Genomic DNA, 18,725 nt, shown 5'->3' with positions numbered 1-18,725 from the left:
CCGATGGCAAACGATCACGATCGACACGGCCCCGATGCCATGCCCGGTCAGACGGTGACCGCTGCCTCCCCCACGTCCCAGGCCAGCAGGCTGCCGACCGGCGACCGGCGCTATCGCCGCCTGGGTTTCGGGATCCTGATGCTCGCCTTCGGCGGCTTCGGTGGCTGGGCGGTCACCGCCGACCTGGCGGTGGCCGTGGTGGCGCCGGGATCGGTGTCCGTCGAATCCTTCAAGAAAACGGTGCAGCACCTGGAGGGCGGTATCGTCAAGAAGATCCTCGTCGAGGATGGCGATCATGTGGAGGCCGGGGATCCGCTGATCGTGCTGAGCGACACCCAGGCGCTCTCCCAGTTGCAGATTGCCCGCTCCCAGTACCTGATCAACCGCGCCGCCGAGGTGCGTCTGCTGGCCGAGCAGAAGGGCGCCGAGTCCCTGAGCTTTCCCGAGGCACTGCTCGAGAGCGACTCGTCTCGGGTCAACGAGGTGCTGGCGGTGCAGCGCGCGCTGTTTACGGCACGTCGGGATGCCCTGCAAGGAACTCTGGAGGCCCTCGACGAGCAGGTCGTGCAGATGCGCGAGCAGATCGAGGGGTTAGAGGCAATGATCCGCAACAGTCGCTCGCGCATGAGGTCGTTGCAGGACGAGGCCGCTGACTATCGTTCGCTGTTCAAGGAAGGGCTCGGCAACAACCAGCGCCTGCGCGAGCTCGAGCGCGAGATTCTGCAGTACGAGGGCGAGATTGCCCAGCATCGTTCCGAAATCGCCCGGCTCAAGTCCCGGATCAGCGAAAACGCGGTCCAGAAGCAGCTCAAGCGCCAGGAGTATCAGCAGGAGATCGGAGAACAGCTGCGCGAGACCCAGGCCAGCGTCGCCGATGCCGAGGAGCGCGTGACGGCCTTGAGCGACCAGGTCGAGCGTACCACCGTCATGGCCCCGGTCTCGGGCACCGTGGTCGGGCTCCAGGTGCACACCCTCGGGGCGGTGGTCCAGCCGGGCGATCCGCTATTGGAAGTGGTGCCCTCCAATGATGGCTTCGTCGTCGAGGCACGCATTCCCGACCGGGATGTCGACAACGTCTTCCGAGGCCAGGAGGCCGAGATACGCTTCAGTGCCTTCAATCAGCGCCTGAGCAACGTGGTCGAGGGTAAAGTCATTCACGTGAGTGCCGATACCTTCAAGGACGAGGCCACCGGCACCCATTATTACAAGGCGCGCATCAAGGTCACCGAGCGGGGCATGCAGAAGATGACCGAGAACATGCAGCTGCTGGCCGGCATGCCTGCGGAAGTCATGATCCGCACCGACGAGCGCACCTTTGCCAGCTACGTGGCCAAACCCATCACCGACATGCTGGCACGGGCCATGCGTGAGGAGTGACAAGACGTGTCAGTACGCAAGATGAGAGCTTCGCTAACCCGCCCCGGTCTTGTGCTGGGGCTTCTGTTGTCACCGCTGGCGGTTGCGCAGTCCGGAGAGGGTGTCCCAGGCTCGGCCACCACCTCGGGCGCTGACGCCTTCGGCGGGGGCGAGGTCGATGCCACGCTACCGTCGCTGCCCGCCCTGTTCGGCCAGGCGCTGGAACACGACGCCGAGCTCGCCCGCCAGCGCTACGACATGCAGGCTACCGCCCAGCAGGTCCCCCAGGCCCGGGCCGGGCTGCGTCCCCAGATCGATGCCAGCGCAGGCTATCTCTACCAGGACACGGACAACTACTACACCGGTAACCCCGATTTCGATCCCGGCAACGAATTCATCGACCTCGACAACGAGACGCGCTTCGAAGGGCAAAGCCAGGACACCACCTGGCAGGTGCAGCTGACCCAGCCGTTGTTCAGCCTCGAACGCTGGCGCCAGGTCGACAAGGCCGAGGCGCAGCGCGATGCCGCCGAGCTCCAGGTGGCGGTGGCCGAGCGCGATCTGGCCCTGATGGTGTCGGAGGCCTATCTGGACGCCTATCTCGCCTCGCGCAAGCTCGGTCTGCTCGACTCCAAGCGCGAAGCGCTGGCCCTGCAGGTCAACCAGGCGCAGCGCGCGTTCGATCTGGGCATCGGCGATCGCATCAACCTGCTGGAGTCCGAGTCCCGGCGTGACCAAGCCGTCGCCGATCAGGTGCGTGCCGAGAACGAACTCGAGAACGCCCTCAGCGATCTGCAGCGTCTCACCGGTCGGCTGCCCGAGTTCTCGGGGGTGGCCCTGAAAGACCTGGAGTCGCTCGACATCGAGAGCGACTGGGGCGAGGTGGAGGCCTGGCTCGAGCGCACCCCGGGCAATGTCGAGGTGCGGCTGGCCAGGCAGCAGCAGCGGGTCGCCCGGGAGGATACCGGGGTGCGGCGTGCCGGCCACTACCCGGAAGTGAACCTCAACCTGGGCTACGTGGATCGCGAGTCCAACGACCCCTTTCGGGACAGCGAGAGCGCCTCGGCGAACCTGGAGCTCAACGTCCCCATCTATCGCGGTGGTTTCACGACCGCCAGCGTTCGCCAGGGCGAGCTGAACGTGCTGGCCAGCGAGGCGGCCTACACGAACAGTCTCAACCTGGCCCGTCAGGAAGTGCGCAAGCGTCTGCGCAGTCTGAGAGGGGACGCGCGACAGATCGAGGCCCTCAAGCGCTCCATCGAGTCCAGCCAGCTCTTCCTGGAAGCAGCGGAGAAGGGCGAGCAGCTGGGCCTGCGGGACCTGGTGGACGTGCTCGATGCTCGCGCCGAGCTTTACGACCTGCGCATCCAGTTCGTCGAGGTCGTGCGTCAGTACCTGCTCGACACGCTGAGCCTCGAGGCGGCGGTGGGGGACCTGGGCACCGAGGACCTGGCCGAGGTAAATGCGCTGCTGGCGCGTATATCGGGCTAGGTGTTGCCAGAAAGCTGACTGCGCTCGCCGACTTTCCAGGCAAAACCTGGTCTATCGGCGGTGCTGGTCACCAAGGCGCGATCGCAGGATACTGGCATGACCGATCGAACACGTCATGCCAGGAACCGGGGGCCTCATGATCCTGCCTGTCATCCTTTCCGGCGGTACCGGTTCGCGTCTGTGGCCGGTATCCCGGGAGTCCTATCCCAAGCAGTTTCTCGTGCTCAATTCCGGCTCGTTGACCCTGTTGCAGGAAACGCTGCGACGCGTCGAGGGGCTCCCGGGGTGTCTGGCGCCCCTCCTGGTCTGTCACGAACAGCATCGCTTCCTGGTCGCCGAGCAGTTGCGAGGCATGAGCATGTCGGCGTCGCGCATCCTGCTGGAACCCGCCGGACGCAATACCGCCCCCGCCCTGGCATTGGCGGCGCTGGCGAGCCTGGAACTCGACGAGGATCCCTGCCTGCTGGTCATGCCCGCGGATCATGCCATTCGCCACACCGATCTGTTTGTTGCCGCCGTTGAACAAGGCCTGGCCCTGGTCGAGGCAGGCCGACTGGTCACCTTCGGCATCGTCCCCCATTCACCCCATACCGGGTACGGCTACATCCGGGTAGGTCCCGCGGAAGGCGCTGGGCATCGCGTCGACGACTTCGTCGAGAAGCCGGATCCCGAGCGTGCTCGCCAGTACTTGGCGAGTGGCGACCACCTGTGGAACAGCGGCATCTTCCTGTTTCGGGCGCGCCAGTATCTCGATGAACTGCGCCAGCAGGCCGGAGACATTCTCGACTGCTGCGAAGCTGCCTACCGCGAACGACAGGAGGACCTCGACTTCCTGCGGGTCGGTCGCGACGCCTTCCTGGGATGCCGCAGCGACTCCATCGACTACGCCATCCTGGAAAATACCCGAGACGCCGCCGTGATTCCCATGGACCCGGGATGGAGCGACATCGGCAGCTGGGATGCCCTTTTCGACCTCAAGGCGGGCGAGTCCGACGAACGGGGCAATGTCGTCCAGGGCGATGTGCTTCTCGAGGGTACCCGAGGAAGCCTCGTGCGCAGCGAATCGCGTCTCGTGGCGACGGTGGGGGTCGACAACCTGATCGTCGTCGAGACCGAGGACGCGGTGCTCGTCGCCGACCGCGGCCATGCCCAGGCCATCAGGAACATCGTCGCGAGGCTACAAGACGAGGCGCGTAGCGAGTACCTGTCCCACCGAAGCGTCTATCGGCCCTGGGGGCATTACCGCACCCTTGTCGAGAGCGCTGGCTTTCAGGTCAAGGAGATCGTCGTCAAGTCCGGCCACGCCTTGTCGCTGCAGATGCATCATCATCGCGCGGAACATTGGGTGGTGGTCCAGGGGACCGCCCGGGTCACCCGAGGAGAGCGCAGGGGCGAGGCTCAGGCACTGGACAGCTTCCTGCTCTCCGAGGAGGAGTCCACCTACATTTCGCGCGGTACCGTGCACCGGCTCGAGAACCCCGGGCTCATCCCGTTGCGGCTGATCGAGGTGCAGACCGGCAGCTATCTAAGCGAGGACGACATCCTGCGTTTCGAGGATGCCTACGGAAGATAGATTTATTACTACTTATCTAACATAAAATGCTCGTACGGGCATGACGCTTACGCTTTACTGGGCTAATCTGGAAGCGGGCCCCGGCACTGTGCCAATGGCCTGCGCAACGATACGACAGGAGCGTTGGTGACATGGAAGAGAAGTATACCGAGCAGCAGGTGCAAGCCCTCTACGAGGCCTATCTGGGTCGACCGGCCGATCCCTTCGGCCAGCGTTTCTGGTCCTTCGCACTGGACAGGTTCGATGCCGACATCGACGATGTCGCGCCGTTCTTCGCCTACTCGCGCGAATTCAGGTCCACGTCCAGGAAGCTCGACGACGATGAGCTGATCACGAACTTCTACGACGCGCTGTTCGAGCGCAAGCCCGAGGACGACGAAGTGGCGTTCTGGACCGCTCAGCTCGACAGCGGCGAGCTCAGGCGTGGCGAGGTCGTGCCGGCCATGCTGCAAGGCGCCAGGCCCACCGATCAGGAGGCGAGCTTCGCCAAGTTCTCCGTCGCCGATTACTACGCCAGCAACGTTTCCCAACGGGAGTTCGACAAGGACCAGCAACTGACCCTGGACGATCTGCGCTCCAACGAGGAGCTCTACGCCGATCTGGAAGCCCTCGACGATGAGTACGACACCCTCGACCTGGAGGTGGTCGGCGAATCCCTGGAGGGGCGGCCGCTCTATCGCGCCGAGGTGGGCGAGGGTGACAAGACCCTCATGATCGTGTCCCAGCAGCACGGCGACGAGCCCCTGGGCACCGAGGCGCTGGTGACGCTGCTCGATACGCTCAGCGCGGACACCGAGTATGCGCGGGCCCTGCGCGAGGAGGTGACCGTGGTGGCGATGCCTCGGGTCAATCCGGACGGGTTCGCGCGCTGGGAGCAGCAGGTCGCCGGCGAGCAGGACGTGCTCGACCCGCGGCGCAACTCCGCGAACATGGACCTCAACCGCAGCTATGACGCCGACAATCGCCCCGACCCGGAGACCATTCCCGAGGCGCTGGCGGTGCTCGACGTGGTCGACGAGTACGAGCCGGATCTGTTCCTCGACTATCACCACCAGAACAATTACCTCGGCGAGGACGGCGAGCTGGACACCATGTCGATCCAGTGGGCGACCAACCCCGAGGTGGCGCCCCAGGTTTCCGAGACCGGCCAGCGGGCCGCCGTGGCGATCGCCAATCAGCTCGAAGATTTCGATCATGCCGAGCTCTCCCTTTTCCCGGGGAGCGACAACCCGGCCATCGCCCGCAACGGGTTGGCCCTGGAAGGCACGCCGACGCTGCTGGTCGAGCAGCGCGGCCTGCAGGAGATGGACCAGGTCGCCCAGGGGCTCGACACCGACTACAGTGCCCTGGCCAGCGCCATTGCCACCGAGGGGCTGCTGAGCATGCTCGGCGTCATCGAATCCATGGCCGATGGCAGCTTTTCCGAGCTCGATCCCGAGGACGCGTTGATGATCGCCGAACGTGGCGAGCGCATTCCCTTCGAGGAGATCTACGCCACCGACCAGCGTGATAGCCTGCAGTGGGCAAGCGAGGATCACGCCGCTTCCGAGTCGGCTGTCATGCCCGCCGAGGCACCTGTCCTGGGTGTCCAAACCGACAACGATCTGGCCGCCTACGGAATGGCCTGAGATTCGTATTTCGGTATCTCCGGCGACGCGCTAGGATTCATTCTGTTACGGATGATGAATCCTTCCCCACCGCGTCGCTGGAGTTTCACCATGGCCTCTTCAAAGCACCTGGCATTCTTCATTCTCGTCCCCGAGCCCGGTAACACCTCCCTGAGCAGCCAGAGCAGCAATGGCCATACCCTGAGCCTTGCCACCCTGGGCAGCATCGAGGCCGCCCAGCGCCTTGCCCGGGAACTCTCTTCCCAGGGCGTGACATCGATCGAGCTCAGTTCGGGCTTCGGCGAGAAAGGGTTGAGTGCGGTACGCGAGGCGGCGGGCGAGGGCGTCAAGGTGGGGCTAGTGCGCTTCGACGACGGCTAGGCTTTCACTCTCCTCGCACCTTTTCGATGCCTTTGTTGGACTAAAGTTTAAAGGCATGAAGATCGTTATTGGTCGAAGCTATGTCGGACATAGACAACTTCTTGTCCTACAAGATCGAGCAATATTCTGACATGCGTCACGCCAACTCCTCGGGCCGCCCGGCGCGCCCCGACATCGCCGAGTACCTGGCCGAGGCCATCTTCAGTGGCCGTTACGGGCCGGGCGATTACGTGCCCCGGGAGGTGGACCTCTGCGAACAGTTCGGCGTCAGTCGCAGCACGGTGCGCAGCGCCGTGCAACTGCTGGTGGGTGCCGGGCTGCTGACGCGCATCTCCGGTCAGGGTACCCGGGTGCGCGCGCTGGCCGACTGGCATCTGCTCGATCCGCGAGTGAGCGGCTGGCTGGCACGCTTCGCCCAACCCAATCCCGGTATCCAGCGCGAGATCTTCGCCTTTCGCGTTGCCGTCGAGCCCTTCGTCGCACGCCTGGCGGCCGAACATGCCACCGCTGCCGACCTGCTCGAGATCGAAACCGCCTATCAAGGGATGATCCTTGCCCTGGAGCAGGATGATCTACGCTGGGAAGGACGTTCTCACAACGAATACGATGTCGCCTTCCATGAGGCGATCTTCACGGCTTCGCACAATCTTGTCTGGGCACAGATCAGTCATGTACTGAAGCCCGCCATCGCACTGCTCGTGGAGAAATCCAACCAGAGTGCCGATGAACTCCACGACAGCATGGAACGCCATCGCCGCGTCATGGAAGCCATTCGCCTGCGTCAGCCCGACAAGGCCGCTCAGGCGGCCCTGGCGGTTCTGGATCGTACCGGCCAGGACCTGGGGCTCGAAGGTCTTACCCGGATTCTGCCGACCCTCGACGCCCAGGAGCCACACCTCGAAGTCCAAACAACACATGGATAAGGAAACGCTAACTATGTCACGCATTGCTCTCAAGACGCTTACCGCTGCCGTCCTCGGCGCCATGGCGCTCAACGCCCAGGCCGCCGAATACGAGTGGACCTTCCAGACCTCGGAAACCTCCGGTGAGCCGCAGTTCGAGATCAAGAAGGCCTGGGCCGACGAGGTCGAGGAAAAGTCCGATGGCCGCATCCAGATCGAGATCCTGCCGGTCAACGCGGTGGTGCAGGCCAACCAGACGCTCCAGGCCGTCAGGTCGGGCATTCTGCAGGGGCATCTGACGGATCCGAGCTACTTCACCGGGCAGAACCCGGCGTTCGGCATGCTGGGTAACCTGGTCGGCGCCTGGGGCGACCCCAACGAATTTCTCGGCTTCATGAGAGAGGGCGGCGGCGAGGAGCTCTACAACGAGCTCGTCGAGCCCTATGGCCTGCACCTGATCGGTGCCGCGGCCACCGGCCTGGAGGCCCTGCCGTCCAAGCGACCCATCCGTACCGTCGATGATCTCAAGGGACTGAAGCTGCGTGCTCCGGAGGGCATGGTCTACAACATCTTCGAGAAGGCCGGTGCCACGCCGGTGAACCTGCCGGGCTCCGAGGTCTATACCGCTCTCGAGAAAGGCGTCATCGATGCCGCGGACTACACGGTCTTTGCCACCAACTACGAACAGGGCCTCTACGAATTCGCCCCGTACCCCAACTATCCGGGCTTCCACTCGCTGCCGATGGTCGCGGTGTCCCTCAACAAGGATATCTGGGACAGCCTTCCGGACGACCTGAAGAGCATGCTCGAGAGCACCGTCGATGACATGGCCGACGAGATGGTCGCCAAGCTCAAGGAGCTCGATCAGGAGGCGGTGGAGGAGGTGCGCCAGGACCCGGACATCGAAATCATCGACATGTCCGATGAGGAGCGTGCCAAGTTCCGTAACATCGCCAAGGAGGAGTGGGCCATCTGGGCCGAGAAGAACGAGATGACCCAGAAGGTCTACGATGCCGCAGTGGCGTACCTGAAGGAAAACAACCTGATGTAAGCCACTGGATGCCGGGACCTGCTCGATGGCAGCACCTCGGCATCCCAGGCTCGTAGAGGGTTCGCCGTCATTCACGGAAGGAATCCGTCGGGATTCCTTCCGTTCTTTTAATCAGAGGAAAGGTCATGTCTCCAGACTCTCGTCGCAGCGACGATACCCAGGAGCCTCACGAAGACGAGCTTGCCGCTCCCACCGCGGGCGAGACCACCACCCAGCCCGACCCGGTGAGAAATGGCTTCGACCGTGGTGTGGTGTGGTGCGGGCGTGGTGCCGCCTGGCTGGTGTTCATCGCCATGGCGATCAGTGTCTTCGAGGTGATCATGCGCTACGGCTTCGATTCGCCCACTTCCTGGGTCCACGAGTCGGTGGTCATGCTGGTGGCGGTGAGCTTTGCCCTTGGCGGTCCAGCTGCCCTGGCCAGCAACCGCCATATCCGGGTGCGGGTGCTCTACGACAGTGCCGGCCCACGCCTCAAGCTGTGGCTCGACCGCTTCAATGACCTGGTGACATTGAGCTTCTGCCTGGGGATGAGCTATGCCGCCTTTGTCATGTTCTGGGACGCCTCCCACAACCCGCTCGGGGAATGGCAGCTGGAGCGTTCGGGCACGTCCTGGAATCCACCCTTTCCGGCCCTGGTCAAGGGCATGATCATGCTGGCGCTGATCATCATGACCATTCAGGCCGCGATCCATCTCATTCAATCGTTGCGGGCGCGGGCCGATGATCGTGCCGAAGATGCAGGGGGGGCGCATTGATGGATATTGCAGACGGAACACTGCTGCTGGTCGGGGCGATCTTCGCGCTGCTGGTCACCGGCCTGCCCTTGGCCTTCGTGACCGGCCTGGTGGCCCTGGCCTTCACCTTCGGCTGGTTCGGGACCAATGCCTTGCCGCTGGTGACCAGCCGTGTCTACGGCTTCGTGACCGAATACTCCCTGGTGGCGGTGCCGATGTTCGTGCTGATGGCCTCGCTGCTGGACCGATCGGGCATCGCCAAGGACCTGTTCAATGCCATGCGGGTCTTCGCCGGTCGCCTGCCCGGCGGGGTGGCCATCCAGACCGTGGTGGTGGCCTTCTTCCTGGCGGCGCTGTCGGGCATCATCGGTGGCGAGATCGTGCTGCTGGGGATTCTCGCCCTGCCGCAGATGCTGCGCCTGGGCTACGACAAGCACCTCTCCATCGGCGTGGTATGCGCCGGCGGCTCACTGGGCACCATGATGCCGCCCTCCATCGTCCTGATCATCTATGGTCTGATCGCCAGCGAGTCCATCGCCGACCTGTTCACCGCGGCGATCACCCCGGCGGTGATCCTGATGGGAAGCTACATCGCCTATATCCTGGTGCGCTGTCTGAGGAATCCCCAGCTCGGCCCGCCCATGACCGAGGCCGATCGACGGAGCACCTTCGCCAATCGTGGTCAGGCGCTCAAGGCGATCATCGTGCCGGGACTGATCGCCTTCATGGTGCTGGGGTCGATCTACGGTGGGGTGGCCTCGGTCACCGAGGCGGCCGCCATGGGGGTGTTCGGTGTGCTGCTGGCGGTGCTCCTGCGCGGCGAGTTCTCCCTCAAGACCCTGCACGAGAGCCTGGGCCAGACCATGATCACCTGCGGCATGATCATCTGGATCGGCATTGGCGCGGCAGCCCTGGTCGGGGTCTACAACCTGATGGGGGGCAATCGCTTCATCTCGCAGATGATCCTGGGGCTTAACGTCGAGCCGATCATGATCATCCTGGTGATGATGGGCATCCTGCTGGTGCTGGGCATGTTCCTCGACTGGATCGGTGTGGCGATGCTGACCCTGCCGATCTTCGTGCCCATCGTCGAGCAGCTGGGCTATAGCCCGATCTGGTTCGGAATATTGTTCGCGGTGAACATGCAGGTATCGTTCCTGTCGCCGCCGTTCGGTCCGGCCGCCTTCTACCTGAAGGGCGTGGCACCACCCAACATCAGCCTCAAGGACATCTTCGTGTCGCTGTTGCCGTTCATCGCGATCCAGTTGTGCGTGCTGTTCGCCCTGCTGGTATGGCCTAACCTGGCAATGTGGCTGGTCTAAAAAAATCTGCACACGAGCTACTACACTTGATGATACATCGCTGAAATTGACTTCATAGGACGCATTTACGTTAAGTGAACTGCGTTTATTCAGTGAATTTCGCCTTGTCTCATCTTCGCTCGCGAACGGTTTTCTGGGTGTGCCAAAGGTATTTTTTGCAGGAGCTTGTCATGAACGAGACACGTCGGGCTGCGCTGGATGCGGCCATGGAGAAGCTGCCACTGGTCGCCATCCTGCGCGGGGTCAGGCCCGAGGAGGTGGATGCGATCTTCGATGCCCTGGTCGGTGCGGGCTTCAAGCTGATCGAGATCCCGCTCAACTCGCCCCACCCCTGGGAGAGCCTCGAACGCCTGGCCCGACGTTGCCCCGATGACGTGGTGATCGGCGCCGGCACGGTGCTCGACCCCCAGGCGTGCACGCGGCTGGCCGACCTGGACGCCCCCCTGGTCATCACCCCCAATACCGACAGCGCGGTGATCGGCGAGGCGGTGGCCCAGGGGCTGGTGCCGATGATCGGCTGCATGACGCCTTCGGAGGCCCTGGCGGCGGTCGCGGCCGGCGCCACCACGCTCAAGCTCTTCCCGGCAGCGCGTCTGGGCATCGGTTACTTCAAGGATGTGAAGGCCGTGCTTCCCGACGCTGTTCCAGTCTTTGCCGTGGGTGGCATCGACAAGAGCAATATCGGCGACTGGATGAGCGCCGGTATCGATGGTTTCGGGCTCGGCGGCAGCCTCTACCGTCCTGGCTGGTCCGCCGACGAGGTGGCGCAACATGCTCGGGAACTGATCGCCGAGTGGCGACGGGTCAAGGAGAGCCTGATCCAGGCGGAGTACTTCGAGCGTGAGGCGGATGCATGAGCCAGGCGCCGCGTCACCTGGTCGCCATCGATTGGGGCACCAGCAACTTTCGCGCCTTCCTCGTCGATGCCGACAGTGGCGAGTGCCTGGACAGCCGTCGCTCCGACGCCGGACTGCGGGCGTTGCGCGGTGACGAGTTTCCCCATTACTGCGCCGCTCAGGTGAACGAGTGGCGTGATGGCGGCCGGGTGCCCGTCTATCTGGCCGGCATGGTCGGTTCGGCGCGGGGCTGGAGCGAGGCACCCCAGCTCGATCTTCCGGTGGCCGCGAGCGATCTGGCGCGCCATGTCGTGGCGGCGCCGGGCCTCGACAATGCCTGGCTCGTCCCCGGCGTCAAGGTGGTCGAACCCGCCCGGGTGGATGTGATGCGCGGCGAGGAGATCCAGGCCTTCGGCGCGCTCGCCGCCGCCGAGAGCGACACGGCGCTCTGTTGCCTGCCGGGCACCCACAGCAAGTGGGCCAGCCTGGAGGCCGGGTACCTGGTGGATTTCACCACCATGATGACCGGCGAGCTCTACCATGCAGTGCGTTTTCATACCCTGCCCGGTGAGCCTGCCCGTGCCTCGGACGCCTTCGATGCCGAGGGGTTCGAGCAGGGGCTCCGGGCAGCACGGCATCCTGCCGGTCTGTTGCATGCGCTGTTCGAGGCGCGTAGCCGAAACCTCTACGCGGGGCTGGCCGACGAACAGGTCGGCAGTTTCCTCTCGGGTGTCATGATCGGTAGTGAAGTGGATCGCCAGCGTGCGCTTTTTCCCCGGACGGCGGAGGTATTGCTGATCGGTTCCAGTGCCCTCAACGCCCTCTATCGTCGGGCAATGGAAGCGGCAGGATTTGGCGTACGTGAGATCGATAGCGATCATGCGACATTGATGGGTCTATGCGCCCTGGCACGTCAACATCGGGATGAATGACGTATCGAATGCGACTGACAATAGCGAAAAAGACGCCGGGCGAGGGGCGTCTTTTTTATCGGGAAGCGCTGGAGCCAATATGTGTATTCAGCTCTTTTCGAGCCGAGAAACGAACCGCTCGACGATGACCTCCGGGGGTGTGCGAATATCCATGTGTATCGCTTCCTTCTCATCGGGGGGCTCCAGGTCGTGGAGCTGGCTGTCGAGCATGCGTTCCCCTGCAAAGAAGTGCGCCCCGCGGTTGTTCAGCCGCTCCAGGAGGACTTCACGGCTGCCTCGCAGGTAAAGGACGATCAGGTCCGGGGCCCCCCGGCGCAGCACGTCGCGATAGCGACGTTTCAATGCCGAGCAGCCGATCACCACGTCCCGGCCTTGCGCCTTGCGAGAGCGATAGAGCCCACCGAGCGTTTCCAGCCACTCCTTGCGATCCGCGTCATCGAGGGGTTCTCCCCGGGCCATCTTGGCGACGCTGACGGCGCTATGATAGTCGTCCGCATCGATGAATTCGGCGTCGATGGCGGCGGCGATATCGCGGCCAATATGCGATTTTCCCGACCCTGAAACCCCCATGACGAGGATGCAGTGCGACGAATCTTTCATTTGGCTTCCATCCAGGAAATTGCCCTCAGAAGAGCATGCTAGAATAACATCAATCGGCCTTCCCAGGGCCATTCGATGGCGGGGATGAAGGGGGTTGGCCTCTGCACCGTCCACTTCATTCAGAGGAGTTGCAATGACAGACGCTACGCCACCGCCGTCATATCTGGTGTTTACCGATCTGGACGGCTCCCTGCTCGATCATCACAGCTATGACTGGCAGCCTGCGGCTCCCTGGTTGATGCGCCTGGGCGAGGCCGGCATACCGGTGATCCCCGTCACCAGCAAGACGCGCAGCGAGCTTCTGGAACTGCGCCGCGAGCTTGGTCTGGAGAAAACGCCCTTCATCGGTGAAAACGGCGCCGTCATCGGTCTTCCCCCAAGCTGGCAGCACGCCACGCTGGATCGCGATCCCGACGACATAGAAGGCCTGCGCATCAAGACCCTGGGCGCCGATATCAACTTCCTGCGTCAGCGTCTCGAGGTATTGCGCGAGCATCTGGGATGCCGGTTTCGTTGCCTGAGCGAGATGCCCCTCGAGGAGATCGTGGCCGAGACCGGTCTCAGTGAGCCCGCGGCACGCCGGGCCGTGGCCCGGGAAGGCAGCGAGCCGATACTCTGGGAAGACGATGCGCGAGCACTGGACGAGTTTCGCGCTGCACTGAAGGATGACGCGCTGACCCTGACCCAGGGCGGGCGTTTCCACCATGTCATGGGCGACGTCGACAAGGGGCGTGCCATCGATTGGCTGGTAGCACGCTTTGTCGCCCTGCGGGGTGCGTCGCCGGTCACGCTGGGCCTCGGCGATGGGCCCAATGACGTTTCGCTGCTCCAGGCCGTCGACCGGGCGGTGCTGATCCGCGGTTGCCATTCGCACCCGGTCGAGGTGAGTCACCCGTCGCTCTATTCGACCCGTCGAGCCGGGCCGCACGGCTGGGTCGAGGGCATCGAACATTGGTTGGGAGAGACGCTGGCATGAGTGACTTCTTTCAGAACGGCATCATCACCAATTTTCACAATCTCACCCGGCGCTCGGTGGAGGAACTCGAAAGCGACCTGGTGCGCTTCTCGCGGCGCCGACCCATGGGATTGATCCTGCCTTCGCTCTATTCCGAACTGGAAGGCCCCGCGTTGTCGCATATCGTCGACGAACTGGCCCGGGTGCCCTATCTCAGCGAGATCGTCATCGGCCTCGATCAGGCCGATCGCGAGCAGTTCCAGCACGCCCGGGAGTTCTTCTCGCGACTGCCCCAGCATCACCGCGTCCTGTGGCACGACGGCCCGCGTCTGCGGGCACTGGATGGCGAACTCGAATCCAAGGACATCGCCCCACAGGAGCCAGGCAAGGGACGCAATGTCTGGTACTGCGCCGGCTATACCCTGGCGTCCCAGCGTACCGAGGCGCTGGCGCTGCACGACTGCGATATCCTGACCTACGATCGCAGCCTGCTGGCGCGACTGATCTATCCGGTGGCCAACCCCCAATTCAATTACGAGTTCTGCAAGGGCTACTATTCCCGTATCGCCGACGGCAAGCTCAACGGTCGGGTGGCCCGGCTGATGGTGACGCCGCTCATTCGTGCCCTGAAGAAGGTCTTCGGCCCCTTGCCTTACCTGGACTACCTGGACAGCTATCGCTACCCGCTCTCCGGCGAGTTCTCGATGCGCACCGACGTGCTGACAGGTATCCGTATCCCCAGTGACTGGGGGCTGGAGATCGGCGTGCTTTCCGAGGTGCATCGCAACTACTCCACCAAGCGCCTGTGTCAGGTGGATGTCGCCGACAGTTACGATCACAAGCATCAGCCGATGTCCGCGGACGACCCGGATAGTGGCCTTAATCGCATGAGCCTGGATATCGCCAAGGCACTCTATCGCAAGCTGGCCACCCTCGGCGTGCAGGTGAACGCCGAGAGCTTTCGCACCATCAAGGCCACCTACTATCGCATCGCCCTGGATCTGATCGAGATCTACGACAACGATGCGATGATGAACGGCCTCAAGCTCGATCGGCACAGCGAGGAACAGGCCGTCGAACTCTTCGCCGCCAACATCATGGAGGCCGGCAAGGTGTTCCTGGAAAACCCCCGCGACAAGCCGTTCATCCCCAGTTGGAACCGGGTGCAGGCGGCGATCCCCGATCTGCTCGAGCGGATGCACGAGGCGGTCGAGCTCGACAATCAGGGCAAGGTCTGAACCAGCCAAAGGCTGCGATAGGGCCTGAGCTGGTAGCGCTCCTCGGGCTGCCAGAGCGCGCCGTCCGCCAGCACGTCGTACCACTCGCCCTGGTCGAGTTCCGGCAGTTCGAGGGGTTGACGCTCGCTGCTGATGTTGTGGATGGCCAGCAGGCGCCGACCTCCCGGCAGGGGACCGCGCTGTATGGCGAACACCCCCGGTGCGGTATCGAGTACCCGCTGGGCGGCCTCGGGGTGGAAGCAGGGTTCGCCGGCGCGCAGCGCGAGGCGGCGCTTGAGCGAGAGAAACGCTTCCCGGGTGGGCGTGCTGCGACTGTCGAGCAGTTCATCGAGTTCCTGCTTGTGCCAGCGCCGCCGGTTGATCGAGCGCAATCGACCGGAGCGCTCCACTCCCTCGTGGTCGTTGAGGGTGGCGGTGAGCGAATGCAGGTAGATACCCGGGATGCCCTGCAGCGCCAGGGCCAGGTTCTGGCTGCACAAGAAGCGTTCCACCTGCCAGGCGTCCGGCCCCCGGCGGGTGCCCTTCAAGGCATCGAAATAGCTGATGTTGATCTCGTAGGGGGAATCGTTGCCGTCGGGGTTGGCCTTCATGCTGACGTAGCCGCCGAAACGATGCATCAGTTCGAGCAGGACCTCCAGCTCGTGTTCGGGAAGCAGCCCCTCCAGCGCGCGCACGCCGATGCCGTCGTGACTGGCGGTGAAATTGAAATAGCTGCAGCCGGCAGGTAGTGGCGGCAGCTGGGCGGCCCAGGTGCGCAGGGCGGTGGCATCGCCGCTGGTCAGGGTGTGCACCAGCAATGGCGGCAGGGTGAACTGGTAGATCAGGTGGGCCTCGTCCGGCGCCGTGTACTCTGCCGAGGATTCGCCGGGATTGTCCGGCTCCGTTTTGCCCAGTCGGTCCAGTCCCAGGTAGCTCATGTTCTCGCGATGCGGCACGTTGGTCTCGGTGATCAGCAGCGTGCCAGGCGCCACGAAGTCGAGCACGGCCCGCAGCAGCCGTACCACGGCATGGGTCTGGGGCAGATGGATGCAGGAGGTGCCGACTTCCTTCCACAGATAGGCGATGGCGTCGAGGCGGATCATGCGCGCCCCCTGCTGCACGTAATAGAGCAGGATGCCGACAAACTCCAGCAGCACGTCCGGGTTGGCGAAGTTGAGATCGATCTGATCCTCGGAGAAGGTGGCCCAGAGATGACGCGTGCCGCGGCGGGTCGAGACGGGTACCAGCAGGGGCGAGCTGCGCGGCCGGGTGACCTCGCTCAGGTCGGTATCGGGGTCCATCTCGATGAAGTAGTCGCGCCCGGGCAGGCTGCCGGCCAGGTAGTCGACGAACCACAGCGATTCCCGCGAGACATGATTGATCACCAGGTCGGCCATCAGGTCGCGCTTGTCGGCCAGGCGCCGGACATGCGACCAGTCGCCCAGGGCCGGGTCCACCTCCCGGTAATGAATGACCGCGAAGCCATCGTCGCTGCTCCAGGGGAAGAAGGGCAGGATGTGCACGCCGCTGAAGGTTTCCGGCAGGCGTTCGTCGAGAAAGGCGTCGAGCGCTTCCAGCGGCGGTCTTCTCCCGTCCAGCAGCGAATCGCCGTAGGTGATCAACCACTGGTCCCGTTCGCTCCACAACGGACGCGGCGTGGCGTCGATCGCACCGCGCTGGTGCATGACCAGCGTCGTCAGGCGTCGCAGGACCTCGCTGGCGCGAGGACCGTAGAGTTCTTCGAGACGCGCCTGGGCCCGGGCGGTGAAGGCCGCCTCGTCCAGAACGGTGGCCGGGGTGGGCGGCAAGCCATGACCGGCATGGGCAGGGGTAGGGGGCATCGCGAGGTATCCTGTTCATCGGCGTACTGCCTACTCTTGCAGTAGTCGTGCCAGGGCGGCAACCATCGACCCTGACAAGGCGTTTCCGCCTCGCGGGGCGAGTCCGTTACAATGGCAACATATTCATCCTCGGATGCCTGCTCATGCATTGTCCTTTCTGCGGTTCCCACGACACTCGGGTGACCGATTCGCGCCTGGTCGCCGAGGGTGACCAGGTCCGCCGGCGCCGGCAGTGCGCGAGCTGCGGCGAGCGCTTCACCACCTACGAAACCGCCGAGCTGATCATGCCGCGCGTGGTCAAGGCCGACGGCTCCCGGGAGAGCTTCGACGAGCGCAAGCTGCGTGCCGGCATGCTGCGGGCCCTGGAGAAGCGCCCGGTGAGCGCCGAATCCATCGAGGCGGCGGTGGAGCGTATCCGCCAGCGCCTGCGCGCCCGGGGTGAGCGCGAGATCGAGGCACGGGAGATCGGCGAGGAGGTGATGCGCGCCCTCAAGCGGCTCGATCAGGTCGCCTATATCCGCTTCGCCTCGGTCTATCGCCGCTTCCAGGACCTCGACGAGTTTCGCGCCGAGATCGATCGCCTGGCCCAGGAGCCGGGGTATCCTTCCCAGGAGGATGAGCAGTAGCCCGATGACCACTCTTTCGACCATCGCGACCCCGGAAGCCTGGATGGCCCGTGCCCTGGTGCTGGCGCGTCGCGGCCTCTATACCACCGACCCCAACCCCAGGGTCGGCTGCGTGCTGGTCAACGGCGGCCGGCGTGTCGGTGAGGGATGGCATCGGCGCGCCGGCGAACCGCATGCCGAGATTCACGCCCTGCGCGATGCCGGGTCGGCCGCTCGCGGGGCCACCGCCTACGTCACCCTGGAACCCTGCTCGCATCAGGGGCGCACCGGCCCTTGCACGAAAGCATTGATCGATGCCGGTGTCGCCAGGGTCGTGGTGGCCATGCAGGACCCCAACCCTCTGGTGGCCGGGCAGGGAATCGAGCTATTGCGCGAGGCGGGTATCGAGGTCGAGCTCGGCCTGCTCGAGGAGCAGGCCCGGGCATTGAACCCCGGCTTCATCGCGCGAATGGAGCGCCGGCGCCCCTTCGTGCGGCTGAAGATGGCCATGAGCCTCGACGGCCGTACCGCCATGGCCAGCGGCGAATCCCAGTGGATCACCGGCCCCGCGGCCCGCACCGAGGTGCAGCGGCTGAGGGCGCGCTCCAGCGCGGTGATGACCGGTGTCGAGTCGATCATCTTCGACAATTCGCGCCTGACGGTGCGCGCCGAGCCGTTGAACCTCGCTCAGGGCGAGGAGATCGCCACTCGCCAGCCGTTGCGCGTGGTGGTCGATTCGCATCTGCGCCTGCCCTTGGCAGCGGCTTGCCTGCGCGAGCCCGGACGCACGCTGATCGCCACCTGCTCGGACGACGCGGCACGCCGCGCAACCCTCGAACAGGCGGGAGCACAGGTGCTCGTGCTGGCCTGCGACCTCCATGGCCGCGTCGATCTCGGCGCATTGCTCGACCATCTGGCGCATCACGAGAACTGCAACGAGGTGCTGCTGGAAACCGGTGCCACCCTGGCGGGCGCCATGCTCGACGCCGAACTGATCGATGAAATGCACCTGTTCGTGGCGCCTACACTGTTAGGAGGCGAGGCACGTCCCCTGTTCGCCCTGAGCGGCATGCAGCACATGGCCCAGCAGCGTCCGTTGCAGATCGACGACATTCGCGCCATCGGAAAGGATTGGCGTATCATCGCGCGCCCCAGGGCAAGGGGCTGAGTACCGCCAGCGCGTGACATGCCGTCATGGTGAAGGGCGGAAGGGCTGGCGCCGATGCCGCCACACAGGTACCCTGACCGCCGACCAGATGCGGCCCGAGAGCGACCCGATCAGTCGCCTTGTCGTCCTGCGGCGACGGGCCCATACGTAATGC

At 64.3% G+C, this 18,725-nt stretch carries 17 protein-coding genes; 15 read left to right on the top strand and 2 right to left on the bottom strand.

Annotated features, from left to right (window positions below):
* Positions 1–3 precede the first annotated feature (3 nt).
* The 11 genes from BUA41_RS01315 (at position 4) to BUA41_RS01265 (ending at position 12,185) form a co-directional block, all read left to right on the top strand.
* On the top strand, positions 4–1,377 hold the full coding sequence (locus tag BUA41_RS01315; RefSeq protein ID WP_084671022.1) for an HlyD family type I secretion periplasmic adaptor subunit: 1,374 nt from the start codon (positions 4–6) through the stop codon (positions 1,375–1,377).
* Between the two features lie 6 nt (positions 1,378–1,383).
* Entirely contained in the window at positions 1,384–2,847 is a 1,464-nt protein-coding gene (locus BUA41_RS01310; RefSeq protein WP_245791823.1) for a TolC family outer membrane protein, read from the top strand.
* 136 nt (positions 2,848–2,983) lie between these two features.
* On the top strand, positions 2,984–4,420 hold the full coding sequence (locus BUA41_RS01305) for a mannose-1-phosphate guanylyltransferase/mannose-6-phosphate isomerase (protein ID WP_072818911.1): 1,437 nt from the start codon (positions 2,984–2,986) through the stop codon (positions 4,418–4,420).
* Between the two features lie 131 nt (positions 4,421–4,551).
* Positions 4,552–6,048 carry a M14 family zinc carboxypeptidase gene (locus tag BUA41_RS01300; RefSeq protein ID WP_072818909.1) on the top strand — a complete coding sequence of 499 codons (1,497 nt, stop codon included), beginning with the start codon at positions 4,552–4,554 and terminating at the stop codon, positions 6,046–6,048.
* Positions 6,049–6,138: 90 nt separating this feature from the next.
* On the top strand, positions 6,139–6,408 hold the full coding sequence (locus BUA41_RS01295; RefSeq protein WP_072818907.1) for a DUF6506 family protein: 270 nt from the start codon (positions 6,139–6,141) through the stop codon (positions 6,406–6,408).
* 131 nt (positions 6,409–6,539) lie between these two features.
* On the top strand, positions 6,540–7,331 hold the full coding sequence (locus BUA41_RS01290; RefSeq protein WP_072819419.1) for a FadR/GntR family transcriptional regulator: 792 nt from the start codon (positions 6,540–6,542) through the stop codon (positions 7,329–7,331).
* Between the two features lie 13 nt (positions 7,332–7,344).
* Positions 7,345–8,361: a TRAP transporter substrate-binding protein gene (locus tag BUA41_RS01285; protein ID WP_072818905.1), complete on the top strand. Its 1,017-nt coding sequence runs from the start codon at positions 7,345–7,347 to the stop codon at positions 8,359–8,361.
* Between the two features lie 125 nt (positions 8,362–8,486).
* Entirely contained in the window at positions 8,487–9,116 is a 630-nt protein-coding gene (locus BUA41_RS01280; RefSeq protein WP_072818902.1) for a TRAP transporter small permease subunit, read from the top strand.
* Entirely contained in the window at positions 9,116–10,417 is a 1,302-nt protein-coding gene (locus tag BUA41_RS01275) for a TRAP transporter large permease (protein ID WP_072818899.1), read from the top strand. Before BUA41_RS01280 ends, BUA41_RS01275 begins: the two co-directional genes overlap by 1 nt.
* A gap of 170 nt (positions 10,418–10,587) precedes the next feature.
* Positions 10,588–11,274 carry a 2-dehydro-3-deoxy-6-phosphogalactonate aldolase gene (locus BUA41_RS01270; RefSeq protein ID WP_139249025.1) on the top strand — a complete coding sequence of 229 codons (687 nt, stop codon included), beginning with the start codon at positions 10,588–10,590 and terminating at the stop codon, positions 11,272–11,274.
* Positions 11,271–12,185, top strand: coding sequence for a 2-dehydro-3-deoxygalactonokinase (locus BUA41_RS01265; RefSeq protein WP_072818897.1), 915 nt, complete (start codon positions 11,271–11,273; stop codon positions 12,183–12,185). The genes BUA41_RS01270 and BUA41_RS01265 overlap by 4 nt, the downstream gene beginning before the upstream one ends.
* A gap of 87 nt (positions 12,186–12,272) precedes the next feature.
* On the opposite strand, the gene BUA41_RS01260 is transcribed toward BUA41_RS01265, so the two are convergent.
* Entirely contained in the window at positions 12,273–12,785 is a 513-nt protein-coding gene (locus tag BUA41_RS01260; protein ID WP_072818895.1) for a gluconokinase, read from the bottom strand.
* A 133-nt stretch (positions 12,786–12,918) separates the two neighbouring features.
* Here BUA41_RS01260 and BUA41_RS01255 point away from each other — a divergent pair, with 133 nt between their 5' ends.
* Together BUA41_RS01255 and BUA41_RS01250 are read left to right on the top strand one after the other, a co-directional pair.
* Entirely contained in the window at positions 12,919–13,761 is an 843-nt protein-coding gene (locus BUA41_RS01255; RefSeq protein ID WP_072818893.1) for an HAD-IIB family hydrolase, read from the top strand.
* On the top strand, positions 13,758–14,978 hold the full coding sequence (locus BUA41_RS01250) for a glycosyltransferase family protein (protein WP_072818890.1): 1,221 nt from the start codon (positions 13,758–13,760) through the stop codon (positions 14,976–14,978). The genes BUA41_RS01255 and BUA41_RS01250 overlap by 4 nt, the downstream gene beginning before the upstream one ends.
* On the opposite strand, the gene BUA41_RS01245 is transcribed toward BUA41_RS01250, so the two are convergent.
* Positions 14,963–16,798, bottom strand: coding sequence for a sugar phosphorylase (locus tag BUA41_RS01245; RefSeq protein WP_072818888.1), 1,836 nt, complete (start codon positions 16,796–16,798; stop codon positions 14,963–14,965). The genes BUA41_RS01250 and BUA41_RS01245 overlap by 16 nt on opposite strands.
* Positions 16,799–16,941: 143 nt before the next feature.
* On the opposite strand from BUA41_RS01245, the gene nrdR reads away from it, so the two are divergent.
* A complete protein-coding gene (gene nrdR, locus BUA41_RS01240) occupies positions 16,942–17,424 on the top strand; it encodes a transcriptional regulator NrdR (protein ID WP_072818885.1) in 483 nt (160 codons plus the stop codon).
* A gap of 4 nt (positions 17,425–17,428) precedes the next feature.
* Positions 17,429–18,571, top strand: a complete 1,143-nt coding sequence (ribD, locus tag BUA41_RS01235; protein WP_072818883.1) for a bifunctional diaminohydroxyphosphoribosylaminopyrimidine deaminase/5-amino-6-(5-phosphoribosylamino)uracil reductase RibD — start codon at positions 17,429–17,431, stop codon at positions 18,569–18,571.
* Positions 18,572–18,725: the final 154 nt, after the last annotated feature.

Source organism: Modicisalibacter ilicicola DSM 19980 (assembly GCF_900128925.1).
In the GTDB taxonomy this organism is placed as follows: domain Bacteria; phylum Pseudomonadota; class Gammaproteobacteria; order Pseudomonadales; family Halomonadaceae; genus Modicisalibacter; species Modicisalibacter ilicicola.
The sequence above is the reverse complement of the archived record's forward strand: the minus strand, read 5'-3'. Positions and strand labels throughout refer to the sequence as shown.

Bases quoted from the DNA above. Each gene is read 5' to 3' on its own strand.
- BUA41_RS01315 (WP_084671022.1), top strand. From the start codon at position 4: ATGGCAAACGATCACGATCGACACGGCCCCGATGCCATGCCCGGTCAG.
- BUA41_RS01305 (WP_072818911.1), top strand. From the start codon at position 2,984: ATGATCCTGCCTGTCATCCTTTCCGGCGGTACCGGTTCGCGTCTGTGG.
- BUA41_RS01300 (WP_072818909.1), top strand. From the start codon at position 4,552: ATGGAAGAGAAGTATACCGAGCAGCAGGTGCAAGCCCTCTACGAGGCC.
- BUA41_RS01295 (WP_072818907.1), top strand. From the start codon at position 6,139: ATGGCCTCTTCAAAGCACCTGGCATTCTTCATTCTCGTCCCCGAGCCC.
- BUA41_RS01290 (WP_072819419.1), top strand. From the start codon at position 6,540: ATGCGTCACGCCAACTCCTCGGGCCGCCCGGCGCGCCCCGACATCGCC.
- BUA41_RS01285 (WP_072818905.1), top strand. From the start codon at position 7,345: ATGTCACGCATTGCTCTCAAGACGCTTACCGCTGCCGTCCTCGGCGCC.
- BUA41_RS01280 (WP_072818902.1), top strand. From the start codon at position 8,487: ATGTCTCCAGACTCTCGTCGCAGCGACGATACCCAGGAGCCTCACGAA.
- BUA41_RS01275 (WP_072818899.1), top strand. From the start codon at position 9,116: ATGGATATTGCAGACGGAACACTGCTGCTGGTCGGGGCGATCTTCGCG.
- BUA41_RS01270 (WP_139249025.1), top strand. From the start codon at position 10,588: ATGAACGAGACACGTCGGGCTGCGCTGGATGCGGCCATGGAGAAGCTG.
- BUA41_RS01265 (WP_072818897.1), top strand. From the start codon at position 11,271: ATGAGCCAGGCGCCGCGTCACCTGGTCGCCATCGATTGGGGCACCAGC.
- BUA41_RS01260 (WP_072818895.1), bottom strand. From the start codon at position 12,785: ATGAAAGATTCGTCGCACTGCATCCTCGTCATGGGGGTTTCAGGGTCG.
- BUA41_RS01255 (WP_072818893.1), top strand. From the start codon at position 12,919: ATGACAGACGCTACGCCACCGCCGTCATATCTGGTGTTTACCGATCTG.
- BUA41_RS01250 (WP_072818890.1), top strand. From the start codon at position 13,758: ATGAGTGACTTCTTTCAGAACGGCATCATCACCAATTTTCACAATCTC.
- BUA41_RS01245 (WP_072818888.1), bottom strand. From the start codon at position 16,798: ATGCCCCCTACCCCTGCCCATGCCGGTCATGGCTTGCCGCCCACCCCG.
- nrdR (WP_072818885.1), top strand. From the start codon at position 16,942: ATGCATTGTCCTTTCTGCGGTTCCCACGACACTCGGGTGACCGATTCG.
- ribD (WP_072818883.1), top strand. From the start codon at position 17,429: ATGACCACTCTTTCGACCATCGCGACCCCGGAAGCCTGGATGGCCCGT.